Raw genomic sequence first — 18,726 nt, 5'->3', positions numbered from 1 at the left:
ATGAGAAAGTGAAGAACAGCACCAACACGGCAGCCGTCTCCGATGGCCTGCTGCGGCCTGAGCCGAAACCCGAAGAGACCGGATCCAATCAAGGGGGACTTGCCCTGCTCGGCCTCGCCTTCGCTGCCTTCGCTTTGGTCGCGATCTATATCAGCGCACCGATCGATTCACCCGAATGGCCGGATTGCCCGATCCAGACCCTGGGCAGCTGCGGCGAGAAGTGATCGCTTAGCCGCCGGCCAGCAAGGTGCGCTTCCTGCGCAAGGCCGCCGACATGAAATCCATGAATGCCTTGATGCGTGCCGCGCGCCGCAGATCGGGATGCGTCAGGATCCACAGATTGGTGGTGAACGCCCCGTCGATCGGTTCCAGGCGCTGCAAGACCGGGCTGGTATCCCCCGCAAAGCACGGCAGGACAGCGACACCCAATCCGGCTTCAGCCGCGGAAACCTGCGCCAGCAGCGAATTGCTGCGGTAGGCGAAGACCGGCTGCAGGCCGCGGCTGCGATAGAAGCCGCCGAAGCGCAAAGTCTCCGCCCCATCCTCCCAACCGATCCATGGAAGTTCTTCCAACGTTTCGCCACCAGCCAGACGCAAGGCCAGCTGTGCCGTCGCATAAAGCGTCATGGCAAGCGGCCCGATATTGATTCCGGTCATCGCCTCGGGTGCCGCCGCCGTCGGGCGCAGGGCGATATCGGCCTCGCGCCGTGACAGATTGAGGAAGCGGTTCTCGACGATCACCTCCAGCTCGATCTTTGGATAGCGCGCGCGGAAATCGGCAAACATCGGCAGCAATAGGCGCTGCACCATGTCATCGGGCGCGGTGACGCGAATGGTGCCGGTAAGGCTGAGGTCGCCCCCTGCCATGCGCCGCTCGGCCGCCAGCGCCTGCACCTCCATCGCTTCCGCCGCGGCGAGGGCCACTTCGCCCACGGCGGTGAGGCCATAACCGCTGCGGTGCCGGTCGAAGAGCCGGGCCCCCAGCCGCGCTTCCATCCCGTTCACCTGGCGGAACACGGTCGCGTGGTTGACCCCCAGCACCCGCGCCGCCGGTGCCAATCCGCCAGCCCGGTGAATCGCCAGGACAACGCGATAATCGTTCCATTCCAGCGTGTTAACGGACATACCTGTGCGCTTTTGCAATTGTGTTTGACGAATTCTTCGCAGTTTATATCAGCAATTCAACAGGCGATATTGGTTTCACACTTCACGCCCCATCCCAGAAGGAACGACCGTCATGACCGATCAGAAGAATGCCCAACTCGCGGCCTTCGTCCTGCGCCTGTCGCTGGGCATCATGTTTTTGGCCCACAGCATCATCCTCAAATACCTGACCTTCACCTTGGCCGGCACCGCCCAGTTCTTCGAATCCCTGGGCCTGCCCGCGGCCCTGGCCTACCTGACTTTCGCCGGCGAAGCGCTGGGCGGCATCGCCCTCGTCCTCGGCTTCAAGTCGCGCCTGGTCTCTATCGCCCTCATCCCGATCCTGCTCGGCGCCTTCTGGGTGCACAGCGGCAATGGCTGGGTGTTCAGCGCGGCCAATGGCGGCTGGGAATACCCGCTGTTCCTGATCGTCGTCTCAGGCGTCGTGGCGCTGCTCGGCAATGGCGCCTATGCGATCGAGAACGTGCTCGGCAAATCGGCGCAGCCCGCCCGGGCCTAATCACGCGCACCAAGCAGAAGGGCGGCAGCGAGATGATCGCTGCCGCCCTTTTTCTTTATTTGATCCTGGCGACCCCGGCGTGACTCGAACACGCAACATCCTGCTTAGAAGGCAGGTGCTCTATCCGGTTGAGCTACGGGGTCAATCGCGTTCCGCTTAAATCAATGCGTCCAGCGGCCGACGCGGTCGGCGCGGAAATTGTCGGCATAGGCCTTCGGCGTCACCGTGCGCTGCTGCGGCTTCTCGATCTCATAGGCGATGCCTTCGAGTGTCGCATATGACACGGCCTCTTCCTGTGTCGGGAAGCTGAGCTTCACCTGGCGGCGCGTGTCGTTGCTCGAGGTCCAGCCCATCAGCGGATCGGCTTCGCGCCGGCTCGCGGGCGCGAACTCCAACAGCCATTCGCTGGCGCGGCCAGAGCGCCCGGATTGCATCGCCGACTTTGCCGGCTGATAGATTCTCGCGACCATCTCTTGCCCTCGCTCCTCTGTCGACCGCGTCCCACAGAACCCGATTGAAGTCCTGTGACACCTTGCCCAGACCCCGTGAAACGCGGGCCGGGCGGAGATTTTCCCGTGTCGCCTGTTGGGTTGGTTCGGCGACAATATTGGCATCCAAGCTTGAAATAACCCGTTAACACGGGCTGCGGATTGGTCGGGGCGAGAGGATTCGAACCTCCGACACCCTGCTCCCAAAGCAGGTACTCTACCAGGCTGAGCTACGCCCCGATCCCGCAAAATCAAGCATTTCCAGCCCTTTTATCAAAGCCCACGGAAACTGCAACGGGCGATTTCATGGAGAGGCCGGAATGGTCCCGACCGGGCCCCGCCGTCCCTTTCAGGTTGCAGCGCGGCCGTTCGGCAGCCCGTCATTGCGCTGCAGAAAGGCCTGCGTCAAGCGGATTTCCGTCGATCCTGCCGAGCTTTCTTCATTTGCGACTCATTTCTGCCGTCGTTATGCTCGCGCCCTGGGAATCACCTGTGACAGAGGGGCTTACAATGGCAGCCGCACCACAAAAGACCGTGACGCTGAAGCAGCTCGGCACCGATCTTGCTGAAAAGCATGAACTCTCGAAGAAGCTGGCGAACGAGATCCTCGGCGATCTCGTCACTTTGGTTGGCAAACATCTGAAGAAGGGCGACAAGATTCGCATCCCGGCGCTCGGCATCTTCCAGGTGCGCAAGCGCCCGGCGCGCATGGGCCGCAATCCGGCCACCGGCGAAGCCATCAAGATCAAGGCCAGCAAGAAGATCGCCTTCCGCGCTGCCAAGGAACTGAAGGAATCGATCTGATCGATTTCTGATCTGTTATCCGATTTCGCGAAAGCGCCGCGCCCCACAGGAGCGCGGCGTTTTCGTTTGGCACGCGGCCGCTCAATCGAGCACTTCCTTCACCTTGGTCGCCAGTTGCTTCAAGGTGAAGGGCTTCATCAGGAAATGCGCCTCTTCCCCCGCATCGATCTTGCGGCGGAAATCATCCTCGGCATAGCCGGAAATGAAGATGACCTTGATATCGGCGCGACGCTGACGGACTTCCTTGATCAAGGTCGGCCCATCCATGCGCGGCATGACTACGTCGCTGATGATGAGGTCGATATCGGCGAGCTGCTCGTTGATCAGTTCCAGCGCCGCCTCGCCGCTGCGTGCTTCCAGCACCTTGTAGCCCTTGTTGCGCAAGGCGCGGGCCGAGAAAAGGCGAACCGCATCCTCATCCTCGACCAGCAGGACCGTACCAATGCCGGTGAGGTCGCGCGGCTGGTCCTCGGCATGGTCGGCCCTGGCCGTGGCATCGCTGGTCGCGGCGTGCTGCGGCAGGTAGATGCGGAAATTGGTACCCTTCCCCATCGTGCTGTCGACGAAGACGAAGCCGCCGGTCTGGCGCACGATGCCATAGACCGTTGAGAGGCCGAGCCCTGTGCCTGAACCCACCGCCTTGGTCGAGAAAAACGGCTCGAAGATGCGGTCGAGGATGTCGGCCGGAATGCCAGACCCGGTATCGGCGATTTCAATCAGCACATAGGGGCCGGGTGGCATCACCTCAACGCCGCGGCTGATCGGCTCGGTGGTCGTCACATTGCGGGTGCGGATCAGCAATCGGCCACCCTCGATCATCGCATCGCGCGCATTGACGGCAAGGTTGATGATCACCTGTTCCAGCTGGCCGGCGTCGACGCGGACGAATTTGAGGTCGCGGCCATGCTCCATCATCAGTTCGATGTTCTCGCCGATCAGCCGGCGCAGGAGATGCGAAAGTTCGGCCAGCACATCGGTGACGTCGAGCACACGCGGCTGCAGCGTCTGCTGGCGCGAGAAGGCCAGGAGCTGGCGCACCAGGTTGGCGGCGCGGTTGGCGTTCTGCTTGATCTGCATGATGTCCGCAAAGGACTGGTCACCCGCCTTGTGGCGCAACAACAGCAGGTCGCAGAAGCCGATCATGGCGGTCAGAAGATTGTTGAAATCGTGGGCGATGCCGCCAGCCAGGAGGCCCACCGCCTGCATCTTCTGCGACTGAGCGAACTGCGCTTCCAGCCGCTTCTGCTCGGTGGCGTCGATGAGATGCACGATGAGGCCGATGGCACGGCCGCGATCCTCGCGACGGGAGGCATAGATGGTGACGGAGCGTTGCTTGTCGCCGATCAGCCGCACGGTGAGCGGCGCCCCGGCGCGGCCCTCCGCCATCACCTGGGCCAGATGCGCCTCGGCCGCCGGCCGTTCCTCGGGTTGCACCAGATCGACGAAGCGGGCCTGCGCCCAGTCGGCCCCGATGAGGAGATGCTGGAAGGCGGGATTGGCCTGTTCGACGCGGCCCTTCTCGTCGAGCAGCAGGATGCTCGCTGGCGCCTCCTCGAAGAAGCGCTGGAAATACTGCTCCGAAACCTGCAAGGCACTCTCGAGTTCGCGCTCGCGGCTGAGGTCGTGCACGACCGACCGCGTGCGCAGCTTCGCGCCGCTGGCATCCGGGACCTGTACGGTCGCGACATCGTGTCGGATGAACGCCTGGAAGAGCCTTCCGTTGGGACCGCGCAGGGCGACCTCGCCGCTGCGGGCCTGAGAATCCCGGAACGGGCTGTAGGCCGGCACACCCGGCAGCGAATCAACCACCAGATCCTGGAGGTGTTCGCGGTAGCTCCCCTCATTGTCGGGCTCCAACCCAAGCCAGCCGGCCAGAGTGGAGTTTATGAAAAGGAACCGGCCGGTCTCGTCGACCGAATAGAAACCGATCGGCGCATGCTCGATGAGGTCGGCGAATTTTTCGTGATCCGAGCGGATGAAATCCTCGATCTGCCGCTGTGCCGTTACCCGTTCTGCACCCCACAGGACATAGCCGGGGAAGCCGGCGATGCTGCGTCCGGAGACATCGAACCAATCGATTGCGCCGTCACCCTGCGGAATTTCGATTTCCGTCCGTCCGCGCCCGCCTTCGGCCACGGCAATGATGAGCTGGCGCAGGATTTCTGCCGCATCCGACCCGGCGCTGACGCGGGCCAGAAGCAGTTGCGGCAGCGGTGTCTTGACGCCTTCGAAAAGCCGGTCGAAGGCATCGTTGGCAAGAATGACCTTGCCGGACGGATCGATCACCTGGCGTGCGCGGCCGGTGGCATTGAGGCTCCCCAGCAACAGGTTGCGGCTGGCCAGGGCATTGCGCCAGAGCAGACCCAGGCCCATCAGAACACCCAGCAGGCCGATGACGAGGATGATCAGCATAACGGTGATCCAGTCAGCGGCCAGACCTTCCCTCCTGGGCATGGGCGCCGTGGCTCCCGGCCAGAAGCCAGACCAGGCCAGTCGTGATGATATTGCGCCGATAAAGCATGCACGCCCCGATCGCCAACACGCGTTTGCCGAGACTCCCGCTGGAGTGACGGTCGAGTGTAGCCGATCCGCCCTTCAAATCCAGCCGTGACGGCACTCTAAAGGCGCCGCTTCTTGAGTTTGAAGATATAGGAAATCAGTTCCGCCACCGCCTTGTAGTATTCGGCCGGGATTTCCTGGTCGAGATCGACCGCGGCGTAGAGACCACGTGCGAGCGGCGGGTTCTCGATGACCGGCACATCCGCCTCGACCGCCACTTCGCGGATGCGCTGCGCCACCTTGTCCACCCCTTTGGCAACGACCTTGGGCGCCGCCATGGCGTTCTGATCATATTTGAGGGCGACGGCATAGTGGGTGGGGTTCGTCACCACCACATCGGCCGTAGGCACTTCGCCCATCATGCGCCGGCGCGCGCGCTCCATGCGCAACTGCCGCAAGCGGCCCTTGACCAGCGGATCGCCTTCGGTCTGCTTGTATTCGTCGCGCAGGTCCTGCCGCGACATGCGCAGGCCCTTCAAATACTCGAAGCGCTGATAGAAGATGTCGGCCGCGGCGATGAACCCCATGACGGAGAAAACGCCAATGAGAACGGTATGGACCGCCTCTCTGATCGCCGACATCAACTGCACCATCTCCATGCCGATCAGTTCATGCAGATCGCCCGCCGATGGCAGCACGAAATAGCCAACGACAGTTGCCACGACGATGATCTTCATGATGCCCTTGATCAGTTCGGTGACCGAGCGCATGGAAAAGATGCGTTTGAACCCGGCCATCGGCGAGATCTTGTCGAGACTGGGCATCATGCTTTCGGCCGACCAGAGCAGTCCGAACTGCAGGTAGCTGGCACCGAACGCGGCCATGAAGGCGAGTACCAGGGGAGCAACGCCGGCCATCAGCACCAGCCCCAGCATGCGCCAGGCGATGCTGATGAGATGGCCAAGGTCAGTCGGGACCTGGTCCGGTGCTTCGAAAAAGGGCAGCGACAGGTTGACGATTTCCGTGGCGATGTGGCTCCCGAACATGATCACGGCAATGGTGAAGGCCAGAATCATCAGCAGGTGGTTGAACTCCTGCGACTTGGGAACACGGCCTTCCATGCGCGCCTCATCCAGGCGCTTGGACGTTGGGTCCTCGGTTTTTTGTGAGTCATCATTGTCTTCCGACATCGCCGTGCTTTGCCTTACTCAGCAAGGCCGGAGAGATGATCGGCATAGACATCGAGGAACCAGATCATTGCGGCCGAGACCGTGACCGCGAACAGCCCAAACCCGACCAGCAATTGCAGCGGCATGACGACGAAGAACACCTGGAGCGTCGGCATCAGACGCGCGATCAGTCCCATGCCAACCACCAGCACCACACCATAGACCAGGAACGGCGCCGACATTTGCAGGGCGAGGAGGAAGGAATCGCCCACCACGCGGGCGATCATGTTGGCCATGTCTTCAAGTTGCGGCATTTCGCCCGGCTGGAACACGCCATAGGTCCCGGCCAGCGCACGCAGCGTCAGATGATCGAGGCCGGTTGCGAAAATGAGGACTACCGCCGTTGCGATCAGGAAATTGCCGGTAATGGCGCCCTGCTGCGCCGTGGTCGGATCCGCTGACAGGGCATTGGCGATGCCGATCTGGAGCGCGATGACCATGCCGGCCGACAGGGTGCTCATCAGGATGACACGGCACATCACTCCGAAGAACATGCCGATTGTGATCTCGCCCAGAATGAGTACCCCCATGCTGGCCGGATCAGGCGGCAGCACCGGTATGAGGTCCTTGAGCAGGGGCATGAGCACGAAGGACAGCAGCAGGGCAAAGGCCAGGCGGGCGCGGACCGCGACATAGGCTTCGCCGAAGCCCGGCATCAGCGAAATAGCGGCCCCTATCCTGGCGAAGATCAGCAGGAACTGGAAAACCGATGTGGTGAGAAAACCCTCGATCGACATGTGCCCGGTCTAGCCGGCCGCGCGCGACATGATTTGCTCGGTAAAGTCGATCAGCGCGTGCAACATGAACGGCGCCAGCAGCAGCAGCGACATGAACACGATGACCACCTTCGGTACGAAAGTGAGGGTCGCTTCCTGGATCTGCGTCAGGGCCTGGAACAGCGAGATCAGCAGTCCCACCGCCAGCGAAATCAGCATGATCGGTGCGCCGACCTTGAGGGTGACGATCACCGCGTCGCGGGCGATTTCGAGAAGGGCTGCCTCATCCATGGCCGGATCCTACCACAGAAACCGGTCGATCCCTTGGGATCAGATCGGCATCCGCATGATTTCCTGATAGGCCGAAATGACCCGGTCGCGCACGGCGGTCACGGCCTGCAAGGTCACTTCGGCGGCGGACACGGCCGTCACCACGTCGGTGATGTTGGCCTGGCCGGCAGCTGCCATCATGGTCTGTTTTTCGTCGCTCTTGCCCGTCTGGATGGCGTCAGTCTTGATGTTCTGCAGCAGTTCGCCGAAGCTCGGACCGGCATTCTCACGCGCTTCCAGCCCACTGGAGCCGAGCGCCTTGGCGGCGGCGTTGTAGGCGTTGACGGCATTGCTGATGATTGGATCGGCCATTGGTTGTTCCCTCAGCCTCAGCGCAGGACGTCGATGGTGCGCGACAGCATGCTGCGCGACGCCTCGATCACCTTGAGGTTGGCTTCATAGGATCGTTGCGCCTCGCGCATGTCGGTCATTTCCACCAGGGCGTTCACATTGGGCAGGCTGACATAGCCGTCCTTGTCCGCCGCCGGATTGCCCGGATCGTACTTCTTGCGGAAATCGCTGGGATCGGTGCCGACCTTGGATACCTTGACCGTGTCGACACCCATCTCGCGGTCGAGCTGGTTGCGGAATGTGATGACCTTGCGACGATAGGGGTCGGCACCCGGGGTCTCGCCCACGGAATCGACGTTGGCGATGTTCTCGGCGATAACGCGCAGACGCTCTCCCTGCACGCGCATGCCGGAGGCGGAGATGAACATCGAATCGAACAATTCCATTTTACGCTCCTAGCGACCCACGCCCCTATCCGGCGCTCGGTCTGATGTCAGGCGCCGCCACGGCCGATGGCGGTCTTGAACAAATCGATATGCTTGCGATAGAGATTGACCACCATGTTGTAGTTCAACTGGGTGTCAGCGACCTTCATCATCTGCTCTTCGACCACCACGGCATTGCCGACCGGTGCCGTCTCGTAGGTCTTTTTGGACTTCTTGGCGTCGAATTCGCCCACCGGCGCCACCGTGCCCACCAGATGCTTCTTGTCGGTCCGCGCCGGCGCCACCGGGTCCAACTTGCGCATCTCGGCATCGAAATCTAGCGGCTTCACATCCTTGGGCTGGTAGTTCGGCGTATCGGCATTGGCGATGTTCTGCGACAGGACACGGGTGCGCTGCCCGAGCCAGTTCATCCGCTCGGTCAGCCGCTCAAACAACGGGATGTCGGTGAAATTCATCCGCTCCGCTCCATTGCCGGCCGCGTAAAAGTCGTTTTCCAACCACCCGCGGCACGGCTTCGAACCCGATTCTGGTCGGCAGGACTTAAGATCCCGTTAAATTACCTAAAATGCTACGAAAAATCTCCGCAAATTGGTGGCACTTTGCCCTGCCGGTGTGAGCAGGTTGGCTGACTCAAGCGAACGTATTGATTCATCATCATATTGCTGCAGCGTTAAGGCCTCGTTAAGCAGCGCTCCACATAGTATAAGGAACCAATGATTGTCCCGGCGGACCGAGAATCGGTCCTGATGGAGCAGATGATGGGTGCCAGCGACGAGGACGAGATCGGCCCCCGCCGCCCCCGATGGCAAAAGCCAAAGGAGCGGGTTCTCGTCGCCGTTGCCCTCGACCACAAGCCCAAGCCTGGGGCGACCGGTCCCCAGCGCGGTCCGCGCGTGGTGGCCACCGGCCGCGGCAGCGTCGCCGAGCAGATTCTTGAGATCGCCTTCGCCAAGGGCGTCCCGGTGCGCGAAGATCCGGACCTCGTGGAACTGCTGGCCGCGGTCGAGCTCGATGCCGAGATACCGGTCGATGCCATCGCCGCCGTGGCGGAGATCCTCAGCTACATCTATCGCGCCAACGGCCATGCCCAGGATGACACGCCATGACGGCCCACCCCCACCTGCCCGATCACGAGGATCTGGGTTCGGCCATCGCGGAACTTTCCGCCATGATCAACGACACCAGAGTGATGGCCGAAACGGGTCAGCTGGTGGAGCTCGACCTCCTCGCCATGCGCATCGCCGTGCTGTGCGATGCCGTGGCCTCGCTCAATGTCGATATCGCCCGGCCCCTGCGCCCCGCGCTTGAGACGCTGATGGGTGAACTTGACCGGCTCGACTATACCCTGCGCCGGCGCAATGTAGATCTGTCGCTCGACCTGCAGCAGGCGGATCGGCGCTTGCGCGCGCAGCTTGCCTATGCGACCACGCCGCGCAAGGATCCCGGACCGCCCAATGGCCGGAAGTGAAACCCTCACTTGATATCGCCCGGACCTGATTTTCCGCGCCAGCTCATGGGCGCCCTGTTGACGGAACCAGATATGGCTTTTGATTTCTGATGACCTACGATTCCTATTTGCGTTTCGCCCTGGCACTGCTGCTGGTCCTTGGCCTGATCGCCCTCCTGGCTTGGCTGATGCGTCGCTTCGGCATGGGCGGCGCCTTGCGGACGGCCGGACAGCGCCGCCTGCAGGTGATGGAGACGACCCCGGTCGGGCCGCGCCATCGGCTTGTGCTGGTGCGGCGCGACCTGGTCGAGCATCTGCTGCTGCTGGGACCGCAAGGCGATGTGGTCGTCGAGCGCGGCATCGAGCGCGCGTCCTTCGATCAGGAAATGGCCCGCAAGGGTGGAACCGAATTGATGCCGCCGCGCGACAATCGGCGACAGGAACCACCGCCCCTGTACGATCCCGCAGCGCCCCATTTCCCCGTGAAAGACGACCGCACGCCATGACCCGCCCCAACCTCCGACTGCTCGCGCGGACCACCTGGATTGCGCTGCCGCTGCTGTTGCTGGGCACCGGCGCCGCCTTCGCACAAAGCCTCAACCTCGATCTTGGCGACGGGCCCTCCGGCGGCACGACCGGCCGCATCATCCAGCTGCTGGCCCTGATGACGGTGCTGTCGCTGGCGCCAGGCATCCTCATCACGGTGACCAGCTTTACCCGCGTGGTCATTGTGCTGTCGTTGCTGCGCTCGGCGCTCGGCGCACAGCAGACGCCGCCCAACATGGTTTTGACGAGCCTCGCGCTGTTCCTCACGGCCTTCATCATGGCCCCCACTTTCGAGAAGGCCTATGACGACGGCATTGCCCCGCTCATTGCCGAACAGATCACCGAGGAACAGGCCTTCACCCTGACCGTGGCACCATTCCGTACCTTCATGCTGTCGCAGGTGCGGGAAAAGGATCTAGCCCTGTTCATGGATATCGCGCAGATCGATGCTGTGGCGACGCCGGAAGAGACACCGCTCAAGGTCCTCGTGCCGGCCTTCATGATTTCGGAACTGCGCCGCGCCTTCGAGATCGGCTTCCTCCTCTTCGTTCCCTTCCTCGTCATCGACATGGTCGTGGCCTCGGTCCTCATGTCGATGGGCATGATGATGCTGCCGCCAGTCATGATCGCGCTGCCGTTCAAGCTGATCTTCTTTGTCATGGTGGACGGCTGGTATCTGGTCGCGGGCAGCCTGGTGCGCAGCTTCGGCACCGGCTGAGGGGTCGAGGCCTCAGGGCGCGGGCGCGTCCGCCGCTGGCGGGGCCGCGTCCGGCGCCGGTTCCGGTACGCTGAGGCTCTGGTTCTTCAATCGGTCACGATAGTCGACCACGAACTCTGCCAATTGATCGACGCTCTTCATCGCTGCGCCGATACTGTCGGCAAGATTGCTAGATGGCGACGTCAGCGTCGCGAACGCCTTTGCAAAGGGGCCCTTGGCCATTTGCGTACCGCGCGCCTTGCCCAGCATGCGCAGACCCGGCCGGTCATTGGCGAGCGACAGCGCGATGGCCTGGTTGAGGATAAGCGGTGCCAGCACCTTGTTGAACTGCTCGTCGCGCTTGGCGGCGGCTTCGCCGTCATCTCCGGTTTCCGCGAGGGCCGCCGCCGGGTCGACGGTGAGGTCGGGGGGCGGTCGCATTGAGGGATCGGCTTCCTGCAGGCGCTTCGTCTCGCCGGCGATAAGTTCGTCGAGCGCGGTAGCCGCCGCTGGCCATTCGCGCATGCGCCAGCTGAGATCGGCCTTCAGCCACAACCCGTCCAGGCTGTTGTCGTCGCGCACCAAGGCGAGGCCCTTCAGCGTATCGCCGGTCTCGAACAAGGCGCGCCCCCTGCAGGGCGGCGGCGTTGTGCCGTCACGTCGGGGTATGTCGGGCACTTCGCTGGCCTTGATCGCATCGAGCGCCAGATCCGGTTTGCCGTCGAGCAGCCGAATGGCCGCCAATCGCGTCCCCGCCTTGGCCTTCTCCAGGCCGACCAGGCGCTTGTTGACCTGGTTCTCCAGCAGGCGCGCCGCGCCGTCCAGCAGGTCAACCTTCACCAGGCGATCGGCCAGGGCGGTGACCATCCTGTCGCCATCGGCGCCGCTCGGCGTCAGTTCGCGGAACTCGTCATAGAGAGCCACGGCCGTCAGTGGCGGCAGGCGATCGGCCTTGTCGCCGAGATAGAGATCGTGGAAGGCCTGCGACATGGCTTCGGTTGCGCGCTTGGCACGGGGATGGCTGGGGAAGTTGGCTGCCGCCTGCCGCAACGTGACCAGGCCTTTGCGCGGCTGGTCGGACGCCACATACAACGTCCCCAGGCGATCGAGCAGATCGAACTCGAAATCGGTACCGCGCCAGACGAACCGCAACGCTTCCAGTTGCGAGGCTGCCTGTCTGTCGTCGATCAGGCCATCGGCCAGTTGCAGCTCAGTGAGATCGAATTGCGATCGCGCATGCACTTCGTCGACGGGGCTGTCGGCGAGCGCGGTCCAGGCCTTGATTGCCTCTTCCTTGTTGCCGGCCTGCGCCAATTGCAGGCCCGTGAGATAGTCGTGAAAGGCCTGGTCTTCCGGAGACGGCATGTCGAGCTTCATCGCATCGAGGAAGGTCTGCGCCATGAGCGAATTGCCGGCGCGGAGCAAGGCCTCGGCGGCAACCCGCCGGATCAGCATGCGCGCTGGCTTGGGGTAATCGTCAAGGCTGGGGATGGGCGCACCGAACACGGCCGCCGCCCGCGGCCAATCCAGCGCCCGCGCAGCGACATAGCCACGGAACATTTCCGCTTCCGGCACGCCGTTCAACTCGCTGCGTTCGAGATCGGCGCGCGCCTCCGCATCCCGATCCGCGAGCGCCAGGATGGCGCCACGCAGGGCCAGCACATCCTTGTCGCCATCTTCGGCCTGCTTCTCGAGAAGCGCCATGTCGCCGAGCGCCTCCGCGTAGCGACCATGAGCAAAGTGAAATTGCGCCAGAGCCAACCGACCCAGCGGCTTGTCGCGGTTGGATGCCTCGGTGACCGCCGACCGCAGGGCCGCTTCGTCGCTGCTGAAATTCGCCTCGCCGCCGCGCCGCCAGCGCGGCAGATCGAAAATGCCGACCACCGATTCCACCTTGGTTGAACTCGGCTCCACCGCCGGTTCCGCAGCACTGCTCGCGGCACCCTCCGGCGAGACGGCTTCGGGCGTTGCCGTCACAACTTCCGGCACAGCCGTATCGTCCGCTTCGAGCGGTGGCGGCACGGTCTCGGCAATGGGCTTGGGCACGACCGGACTTGGCGCGCCGCCAGGTTCGCCATCGGTGGTCACGACCACGCCATTGGGCAGCGCCTCGACCCGGGTTCGATCGCTGATCGGCACCACCACGACACCCTGGAAACTCGGCAAAACGCGGAAATCCGGCCAAGCGGCACCCTCGGCAATGCCAGACCCGGTCGTCAGCAGCGGAATGACCGCCATCTCGTCGCCGGCTTCCGGATCCTGCAGTTTGACGACCGGTCCAGGCCGCGTCGCCTGCAGCAGCAGCGACGCGCCGCCATCTGCCAGCGATTCTCGCCGCTGCTCGATCCCCTTGGCGGGGCGCAGGTCGCGGCCACGCCCCAGACTGATCTGCCAACTGCGACCATCGCCGCTGATCTTGGCGCCCATATCGCCGCCGCCCAGCTTGGCCAGGGTCGGCAGGCGCAGCACGGTTGCATAGGGACTCTCGACGCGCGCAAGGCCGCTGAGGGCCGGCGCCGATTTCACAAGGCCCGCGAGATCGACCGGGCCCGGCCGATCAAACACCAGCCACAGCGCATCGCCGCGGCGGAACACGGCAAGTCCCGTCGCCTTCGGGAATGCCATGTTCAGCAGCGCCCCATTTTCCGACGGCTCGGCGCTGGCGACGATCTCGACCGGCGCTGGCGGCTGCGCGATGGGCGTCGTTGCCGGTTCATGGTAACGACAACCGGTGGGGCGATCTCGACCGGGGCGCTTGCGGGCGGCACCGCGTCTGCCTGTGGCGCATCCAGGGCTACCGGCGGTTCGGATTGCAGCGCTGGTGCCACGGTCTCGGCGCTTGCGACCGCGGGCGCTTCGACCGGTGGCGGTTCCGCGGCCGGTTTTTCGACCACGGGTGTTTCGGCCTTGGGAGTTTCGGCGACGGGTGTCTCCGCTGCGGGAGCTTCGACGACCGGAGGTGCCGGCGGTTCGGCGGGAGCTGGCGCCGTCGTGGCTGCTGCTTTGCCATCGACCAGATCGATGACCACGGTGGCGCCATTGCGGAACGCGTTAAGCCCGACATTGGGCAGCAGTTTCAGTTCGAGACCCAGGCCTCCCTTTGCGGTCGAGGTGGCTGTGACACTGCGCAGCCTGGGCGGCAGGCGCGTCGCCGAGTCCAAGCGCCCGGGCTTGGAGAAGCTCACAAATGCCGTATCGCCGTTCTGCTGCACGGTGAAATCGACACCAGGCCAATCGATGGCCAGGCGCGAATAACCGCTATGCTCCCCACTGCGCAGCTTGAGGGTGGGGCCGGAACCGGGTGCCGGCGATGCCGTGGTTGGAAGAGCGCCCTCCGCGGGCGCTGCGCTTGTGGAAGGTGCCGCGGGTTGTGGCGCCGGCGGTTGCGCGGCGACGGCGCTTGCCTTGTTCGGGAACACCGCCTCGCCCGGTTGCGCGAGGTCCAGTTGCAGGCGCGCGCCCGATCGGTCCAACCGATAGGTCACCGGCTTCTTGAGCGCCAAAGTCAAGGTCATCGCATCGGCGCTGAGGGTGGCATTGCGGATATAGGCTTTGAGGTTGGCGCGGATCGCCGCCGGATCGACCACCACCGGACGGGCAAATCGCAGCACCATCTCCTGATCGCCCAGGTCGATCTCGACTTCTGGCGGCGTCGCTTTCGCCCAGTCGAGCGTGAGGCGGCCGAAATCGTCGAACAACTGGCCATTGGCGCCGACCGCATCCTGCGCCGCTGCCGGCCCGGGCTGGGCCGCCAGTAACAGCGCGCTGAGGCAGAGCGCGGCCAACACGCGGCCGGATCGGGCGGCCGAGACGGTCTGTTGGCACCACCTCAGCAAGGCGACCGACTCCGGATGGGCAGTGAACATGCTGGCAGGATAATCGGGTTTGGGGGCATTCGCCACCTGGGCCGAAGCCGCTGCATCAAGGTGCACGCGGATTGCTTCCCACGGCCGCTTGCCGGCGGCCAGCCGAAGGCTCAGTCGAAACTGGCCAGCAGGGCGTCGATCTCAGCCTGTTTCCGAAGCATCGTCGGGCAATTGCGGACCGTTCAGCAACTCGGCATCGCTCGGCTTCTTGACTTCCTCGGCCGGTTCTTCCGGCTCCGGATGCGCCTTCTTGTATTTGGCAATCTCGTCGCCGAAGGCCGAAACCAGGGCCTCGACCTTCTCCTCGATATGCTTCAGCGCGTTCACGACCTTGGTGATTCGCTGGCCGGTAATGTCCTGGAAGTTGCAGGCCTCATAGACCTGCGTCACCGCTTCATTGACCTTGTCGCCGAATTCCGAGGGCATCTCGCCGGCGATGGCTTCCAGGCTTTCCATGGCGCCGAGAATCGCGTTCGTCGCTTCCTCGGTGGCGCCGACGATGGCATCGAGCTCGTCCGTGGCCTTTGGCAGATGGCGCGAGGTGATTTCATCCGGCCGCAGAGCGGCAATTTCGGATTTGGCGGTGGTGATGTAGTTGGAGAGTGATTCCAGTTCTCCGAACAGCTTCAGGTTCTCGTCGGAGAGATCGCCTTCCATGGTGGAAAGAAGGCTCGAAACCACGTCCGCAATTTCTTCGCGGCTGACGGTCTGCATGCGGCCCTTGAGCGCAGTCAATCTGTGCACAAGTTCGGGTGGAACTGTCGCTGTCATACCGGCTCCCATTGCGCTGGTCTTGGTCGGGTCGGCTTAGAAATTGCCGAGAACGGTGACCAGTTTGGTCTTGAGCGTGGCGGCGTTGAACGGCTTCACGATGTAATTGTTGACGCCCGCTTCCTTCGCCGCGATGACGTTTTCGGTCTTGGATTCCGCCGTGATCATGATGAAGGGCAAATTCTTGAGCCGCGAATCGGCGCGGACCTCACGCAACAGATCGTAGCCGGTCATCGGCTCCATGTTCCAATCGGAAATGACCATGCCGTAATCCTTGTCGCGCAGTTTCTGCAGCGCCATGGAACCGTCAGTAGCCTCGTCCACATTATTGAAACCAAGTTGCTTCAATAGATTACGGATGATGCGGAGCATCGTCTTGTAATCATCGACGATGAGGACTTGCATATTAAGATCGACCGACATCAGTTCCCTCTCACTCCAACTTTTTCCGTCTTATGAAGCAGATTTGCCCCGTCAGCGTCTTGAATTTGCAGCAAATAGGTTAAACCGGGGTTAAGCCCGGAAAAACAAAATATTCAATTATTTCAAGGAGCGAACGGCATCGTCTTCTGCTGCGCCAGCTCAAATGTCAATTCCTTGACCTTGGTTGGCGACACCAGGGCGAGGATTGGCGCGGCACGGCTGGTCTTCATCCGGCTGACCAGGTCGGCCAACAGATCCATGTCCATTTCCTCGAACACTTGGGCTGCGTCCTTGGGCTTCATCTTTTCATAGGTCTGCACCAGGGTTTGCAGCTGCTTTTCTTCCTCGTCCGAGCGCTTCTTCAGCAGATCCTCGACCGTGCTCTGCAGGGCCTTCAGCTCGGCCATCTTCTGTTCCATGCGCTGCTCGGCCGCCGCCACCATCGCTTCGCGCTCGTCGATCTGGCGAGACTTCAGCTCCAGCTCCTCGCGCCGCTTGGCCAATTGCTGCAGCACCTCGACTTCCTCATCGGTAAAATCCAGCGGGTCCTTGGGTGGCACGGGAGCCGCTTCACCCTCGGCCGGTGCCGCTCCCTCTGCCGGGGCTCCCTCGGCCGGGGCTCCCTCGGCGGGTGGGCTACCTTCGGCGGGCACCGTCCCCTCGGCCGGCGCACCTTCGGCCGGCGGCGCGGCCGCGGCTTCCGCCGGTGGTTGGGTAGTGGTCGCATTGGCTGGTGCGGTCTGCGCCTGGCTTTCGCTGCCAACGCCGACCTTGAAATGCCGCCAGACTTCGCCAACGCGGATCGTGATCACCAGCGCCATGACGCCGACCAGCAACGGCAGCAGGCGCACGCGCGTGGCCGGGCTCTTGCCGTTGCCGTTCTGATCTAAGGGGGGTGTCGTCGGCATCGAATGTTCCTAACGGATGCGGCCAAGCGCCGAGAGCAGGGCTTGGGTCTGGGCGTCCTGCGCCGGACGCGGCGCGGCCTCGGCGCGGGCTCTTGCCTCGCCGGCCGGCGCTGTCGTCGACGTTGCTCCAGATGCCGGGCGCGTCGCGCTGAGATGCCCCTCAAGCTTGTTGGCGGCATTTTCGGCACGCGCGATCAGCATCTTCAGGTCCTCGCTGCTGCGCTGCAATTCGCCGACCACGCCCTGCCCGTGGCTGATCCGCTCGCCGAGATCCTTGCCGATGCCCTCGGCACCGACACGCAGATCAGCCAACGACCGATCGGCCTGGGCGGTCGCAGCCGAGAAATCCAGAATCAGCTTCTGGAAGCTGTCGCGGTCCTTCTGCAACTCGTTCAGGCGCCGCAGCAGGCGCATGACATAGAACAGCGTCACCACCAGCAGGGTGACCAGGACGATATCGGTGATGAGGCCGAGCGACATCATGTGTTTGCGCCTGCCGAGCCTGTTACTTGATCAATCGGTCCTGAAGCTTGACCGCAATATGCTGCCCCTTCCGGCCCATCTGGCCGTTGAACAGGCGAACATCGCCGCAACGCAGTTCGATCATCGAATCAGGGGTTACTTCAAGATCCAGGCGACTGCCCGGTTTCCAGTTCAGGACGTCGTTGAGCGAGACGGAAACCTCGTCCAGCACAGCATTGATCTTTACCTCGGTCTGCCACAACTCGCCGGAGAGATGGGTTTCCCAAATCGAATCGCGGCCGAATTTCTCACCCATGAACATCTGCAGCAGCAATTCGCGGACGGGTTCAAGGGTGGCATATGGCAGCATCAGTTCGAGGCGCCCGCCGCGATCTTCCATGTCGACCCGCAACCGCGCCAGGATGGCGGCATTGGCAGGCCGCGCGATGGCGGCAAAGCGCGGATTCGTCTCCAGCCGTTCGAAGCGGAAGGTGACCGGCGACAAGGGATCGAAGGTCGCGGTGAGATCGTTGAGCACCACATTGACCAGGCGCTCGACCAGGTTGCGTTCGATCGTGGTATAGGGCCGCCCCTCGATGCGCATCGCCGCCGTACCGCGACGGCCGCCCAGCAGCACGTCGACGATGGAATAGGTGAGCGAGGAATCGACCATCAGCAGGCCGTAATTGTCCCATTCCTCCGCCTTGAACACGCCCAGCATGGCTGGCAGCGGGATCGAGTTCAGGTAATCGCCGAAACGGATCGCGGTGATGTTGTCGAGGCTGACCTCGACATTGTCGGAGGTAAAATTGCGCAAGCTGGTCGACAGCATTCGGACCAGCCGGTCGAACACGATTTCCAGCATCGGCAGGCGTTCATAGGACACCAGCGCGCTGTTGAGCATCGCCTGGATGCCCGAGGTCTTTTCCTCGGCGCCTTCGCCCTTGGCGATGCCGAGCAAGCTGTCGATCTCGTCCTGGTCGAGGACACGGTTGGACATCGGCCCCTGCGGTGCCGCGGCATCTGCGCCATCGGCGCCCTCTTCGGCCATGTCGCCCCAGGCTGCGGCGGCGGCCTTCTCTTCCTCGGACAGTTCTTCTTCAGGATCGTCGATCATGCCTTACCTCGGTCCGCCGGGAT

At 63.1% G+C, this 18,726-nt stretch carries 22 protein-coding genes, 2 tRNA genes and 1 pseudogene; 7 read left to right on the top strand and 18 right to left on the bottom strand.

Translation table 11 applies throughout. The annotated features are described in order from the left end of the window. Positions 1 to 8 precede the first annotated feature (8 nt). Entirely contained in the window at positions 9 to 224 is a 216-nt protein-coding gene (locus IPK59_00225) for a hypothetical protein (protein MBK8157291.1), read from the top strand. 4 nt (positions 225 to 228) lie between these two features. Here IPK59_00225 and IPK59_00220 read toward each other — a convergent pair whose 3' ends face one another. After that, positions 229 to 1,125 (bottom strand): LysR family transcriptional regulator, encoded by an 897-nt coding sequence (locus IPK59_00220; protein ID MBK8157290.1) that lies wholly within the window; start codon positions 1,123 to 1,125, stop codon positions 229 to 231. A 112-nt stretch (positions 1,126 to 1,237) separates the two neighbouring features. On the opposite strand from IPK59_00220, the gene IPK59_00215 reads away from it, so the two are divergent. Further along, entirely contained in the window at positions 1,238 to 1,663 is a 426-nt protein-coding gene (locus IPK59_00215; GenBank protein ID MBK8157289.1) for a DoxX family protein, read from the top strand. A 66-nt stretch (positions 1,664 to 1,729) separates the two neighbouring features. Here IPK59_00215 and IPK59_00210 read toward each other — a convergent pair. The 3 genes from IPK59_00210 to IPK59_00200 form a co-directional block, all read right to left on the bottom strand. Further along, positions 1,730 to 1,806: transfer RNA gene (locus IPK59_00210), tRNA-Arg, on the bottom strand. A gap of 18 nt (positions 1,807 to 1,824) precedes the next feature. Continuing rightward, positions 1,825 to 2,133, bottom strand: coding sequence for an ETC complex I subunit (locus IPK59_00205; protein ID MBK8157288.1), 309 nt, complete (start codon positions 2,131 to 2,133; stop codon positions 1,825 to 1,827). 181 nt (positions 2,134 to 2,314) lie between these two features. Next, positions 2,315 to 2,391, bottom strand: a tRNA-Pro gene (locus IPK59_00200). A 270-nt stretch (positions 2,392 to 2,661) separates the two neighbouring features. On the opposite strand from IPK59_00200, the gene IPK59_00195 reads away from it, so the two are divergent. Continuing rightward, positions 2,662 to 2,955 (top strand): HU family DNA-binding protein, encoded by a 294-nt coding sequence (locus tag IPK59_00195; protein ID MBK8157287.1) that lies wholly within the window; start codon positions 2,662 to 2,664, stop codon positions 2,953 to 2,955. An 81-nt stretch (positions 2,956 to 3,036) separates the two neighbouring features. Here the strand turns inward: IPK59_00195 and IPK59_00190 are convergent, their stop codons facing one another. The 7 genes from IPK59_00190 to flgB all read right to left on the bottom strand — a co-directional run bounded on the left by IPK59_00190 (position 3,037) and on the right by flgB (position 8,921). Then, positions 3,037 to 5,409: a response regulator gene (locus IPK59_00190; GenBank protein MBK8157286.1), complete on the bottom strand. Its 2,373-nt coding sequence runs from the start codon at positions 5,407 to 5,409 to the stop codon at positions 3,037 to 3,039. A gap of 164 nt (positions 5,410 to 5,573) precedes the next feature. Next, positions 5,574 to 6,644 carry a flagellar biosynthesis protein FlhB gene (gene flhB, locus IPK59_00185; protein MBK8157285.1) on the bottom strand — a complete coding sequence of 357 codons (1,071 nt, stop codon included), beginning with the start codon at positions 6,642 to 6,644 and terminating at the stop codon, positions 5,574 to 5,576. Between the two features lie 14 nt (positions 6,645 to 6,658). After that, on the bottom strand, positions 6,659 to 7,420 hold the full coding sequence (locus tag IPK59_00180) for a flagellar biosynthetic protein FliR (protein ID MBK8157284.1): 762 nt from the start codon (positions 7,418 to 7,420) through the stop codon (positions 6,659 to 6,661). 9 nt (positions 7,421 to 7,429) lie between these two features. After that, positions 7,430 to 7,690 (bottom strand): flagellar biosynthesis protein FliQ, encoded by a 261-nt coding sequence (gene fliQ, locus IPK59_00175; GenBank protein ID MBK8157283.1) that lies wholly within the window; start codon positions 7,688 to 7,690, stop codon positions 7,430 to 7,432. Positions 7,691 to 7,729: 39 nt separating this feature from the next. Beyond that, positions 7,730 to 8,041, bottom strand: a complete 312-nt coding sequence (gene fliE, locus IPK59_00170; protein MBK8157282.1) for a flagellar hook-basal body complex protein FliE — start codon at positions 8,039 to 8,041, stop codon at positions 7,730 to 7,732. 17 nt (positions 8,042 to 8,058) lie between these two features. Then, on the bottom strand, positions 8,059 to 8,466 hold the full coding sequence (gene flgC, locus IPK59_00165) for a flagellar basal body rod protein FlgC (protein ID MBK8157281.1): 408 nt from the start codon (positions 8,464 to 8,466) through the stop codon (positions 8,059 to 8,061). Positions 8,467 to 8,513: 47 nt separating this feature from the next. After that, the gene (flgB, locus tag IPK59_00160; protein ID MBK8157280.1) at positions 8,514 to 8,921 is read right to left on the bottom strand and encodes a flagellar basal body rod protein FlgB; all 408 of its coding nucleotides are present in this window, start codon (positions 8,919 to 8,921) and stop codon (positions 8,514 to 8,516) included. Between the two features lie 303 nt (positions 8,922 to 9,224). Between flgB and IPK59_00155 the strand changes: the two genes are divergently transcribed. From IPK59_00155 to fliP, 4 genes are all read left to right on the top strand, one after another. After that, complete coding sequence (locus IPK59_00155; protein MBK8157279.1) at positions 9,225 to 9,572, top strand: EscU/YscU/HrcU family type III secretion system export apparatus switch protein; 348 nt, start codon at positions 9,225 to 9,227, stop codon at positions 9,570 to 9,572. Beyond that, positions 9,569 to 9,934 carry a hypothetical protein gene (locus IPK59_00150; protein MBK8157278.1) on the top strand — a complete coding sequence of 122 codons (366 nt, stop codon included), beginning with the start codon at positions 9,569 to 9,571 and terminating at the stop codon, positions 9,932 to 9,934. Before IPK59_00155 ends, IPK59_00150 begins: the two co-directional genes overlap by 4 nt. 89 nt (positions 9,935 to 10,023) lie before the next feature. Continuing rightward, entirely contained in the window at positions 10,024 to 10,419 is a 396-nt protein-coding gene (locus tag IPK59_00145) for a flagellar biosynthetic protein FliO (GenBank protein MBK8157277.1), read from the top strand. Beyond that, positions 10,416 to 11,177 (top strand): flagellar type III secretion system pore protein FliP, encoded by a 762-nt coding sequence (gene fliP, locus IPK59_00140; GenBank protein MBK8157276.1) that lies wholly within the window; start codon positions 10,416 to 10,418, stop codon positions 11,175 to 11,177. Before IPK59_00145 ends, fliP begins: the two co-directional genes overlap by 4 nt. A gap of 12 nt (positions 11,178 to 11,189) precedes the next feature. On the opposite strand, the gene IPK59_00135 is transcribed toward fliP, so the two are convergent. The 7 genes and pseudogenes from IPK59_00135 to fliM form a co-directional block, all read right to left on the bottom strand. Further along, positions 11,190 to 13,781, bottom strand: coding sequence for a hypothetical protein (locus tag IPK59_00135; protein MBK8157275.1), 2,592 nt, complete (start codon positions 13,779 to 13,781; stop codon positions 11,190 to 11,192). Between the two features lie 2 nt (positions 13,782 to 13,783). Beyond that, positions 13,784 to 15,088 carry a hypothetical protein gene (locus tag IPK59_00130; GenBank protein MBK8157274.1) on the bottom strand — a complete coding sequence of 435 codons (1,305 nt, stop codon included), beginning with the start codon at positions 15,086 to 15,088 and terminating at the stop codon, positions 13,784 to 13,786. A 44-nt stretch (positions 15,089 to 15,132) separates the two neighbouring features. Next, positions 15,133 to 15,793: pseudogene (locus IPK59_00125) on the bottom strand (protein phosphatase CheZ). Between the two features lie 36 nt (positions 15,794 to 15,829). Beyond that, positions 15,830 to 16,216: a response regulator gene (locus IPK59_00120; protein ID MBK8157273.1), complete on the bottom strand. Its 387-nt coding sequence runs from the start codon at positions 16,214 to 16,216 to the stop codon at positions 15,830 to 15,832. Positions 16,217 to 16,338: 122 nt separating this feature from the next. After that, positions 16,339 to 17,124, bottom strand: coding sequence for a hypothetical protein (locus tag IPK59_00115; GenBank protein MBK8157272.1), 786 nt, complete (start codon positions 17,122 to 17,124; stop codon positions 16,339 to 16,341). 9 nt (positions 17,125 to 17,133) lie between these two features. After that, entirely contained in the window at positions 17,134 to 17,607 is a 474-nt protein-coding gene (locus IPK59_00110) for a hypothetical protein (GenBank protein ID MBK8157271.1), read from the bottom strand. Between the two features lie 22 nt (positions 17,608 to 17,629). Further along, positions 17,630 to 18,703, bottom strand: coding sequence for a flagellar motor switch protein FliM (gene fliM, locus IPK59_00105; protein ID MBK8157270.1), 1,074 nt, complete (start codon positions 18,701 to 18,703; stop codon positions 17,630 to 17,632). Positions 18,704 to 18,726: the final 23 nt, after the last annotated feature.

The organism is Rhodospirillaceae bacterium (assembly GCA_016712715.1).
Lineage (GTDB): Bacteria > Pseudomonadota > Alphaproteobacteria > Dongiales > Dongiaceae > Dongia.
This window is presented reverse-complemented; position numbering and strand designations above follow the sequence as displayed.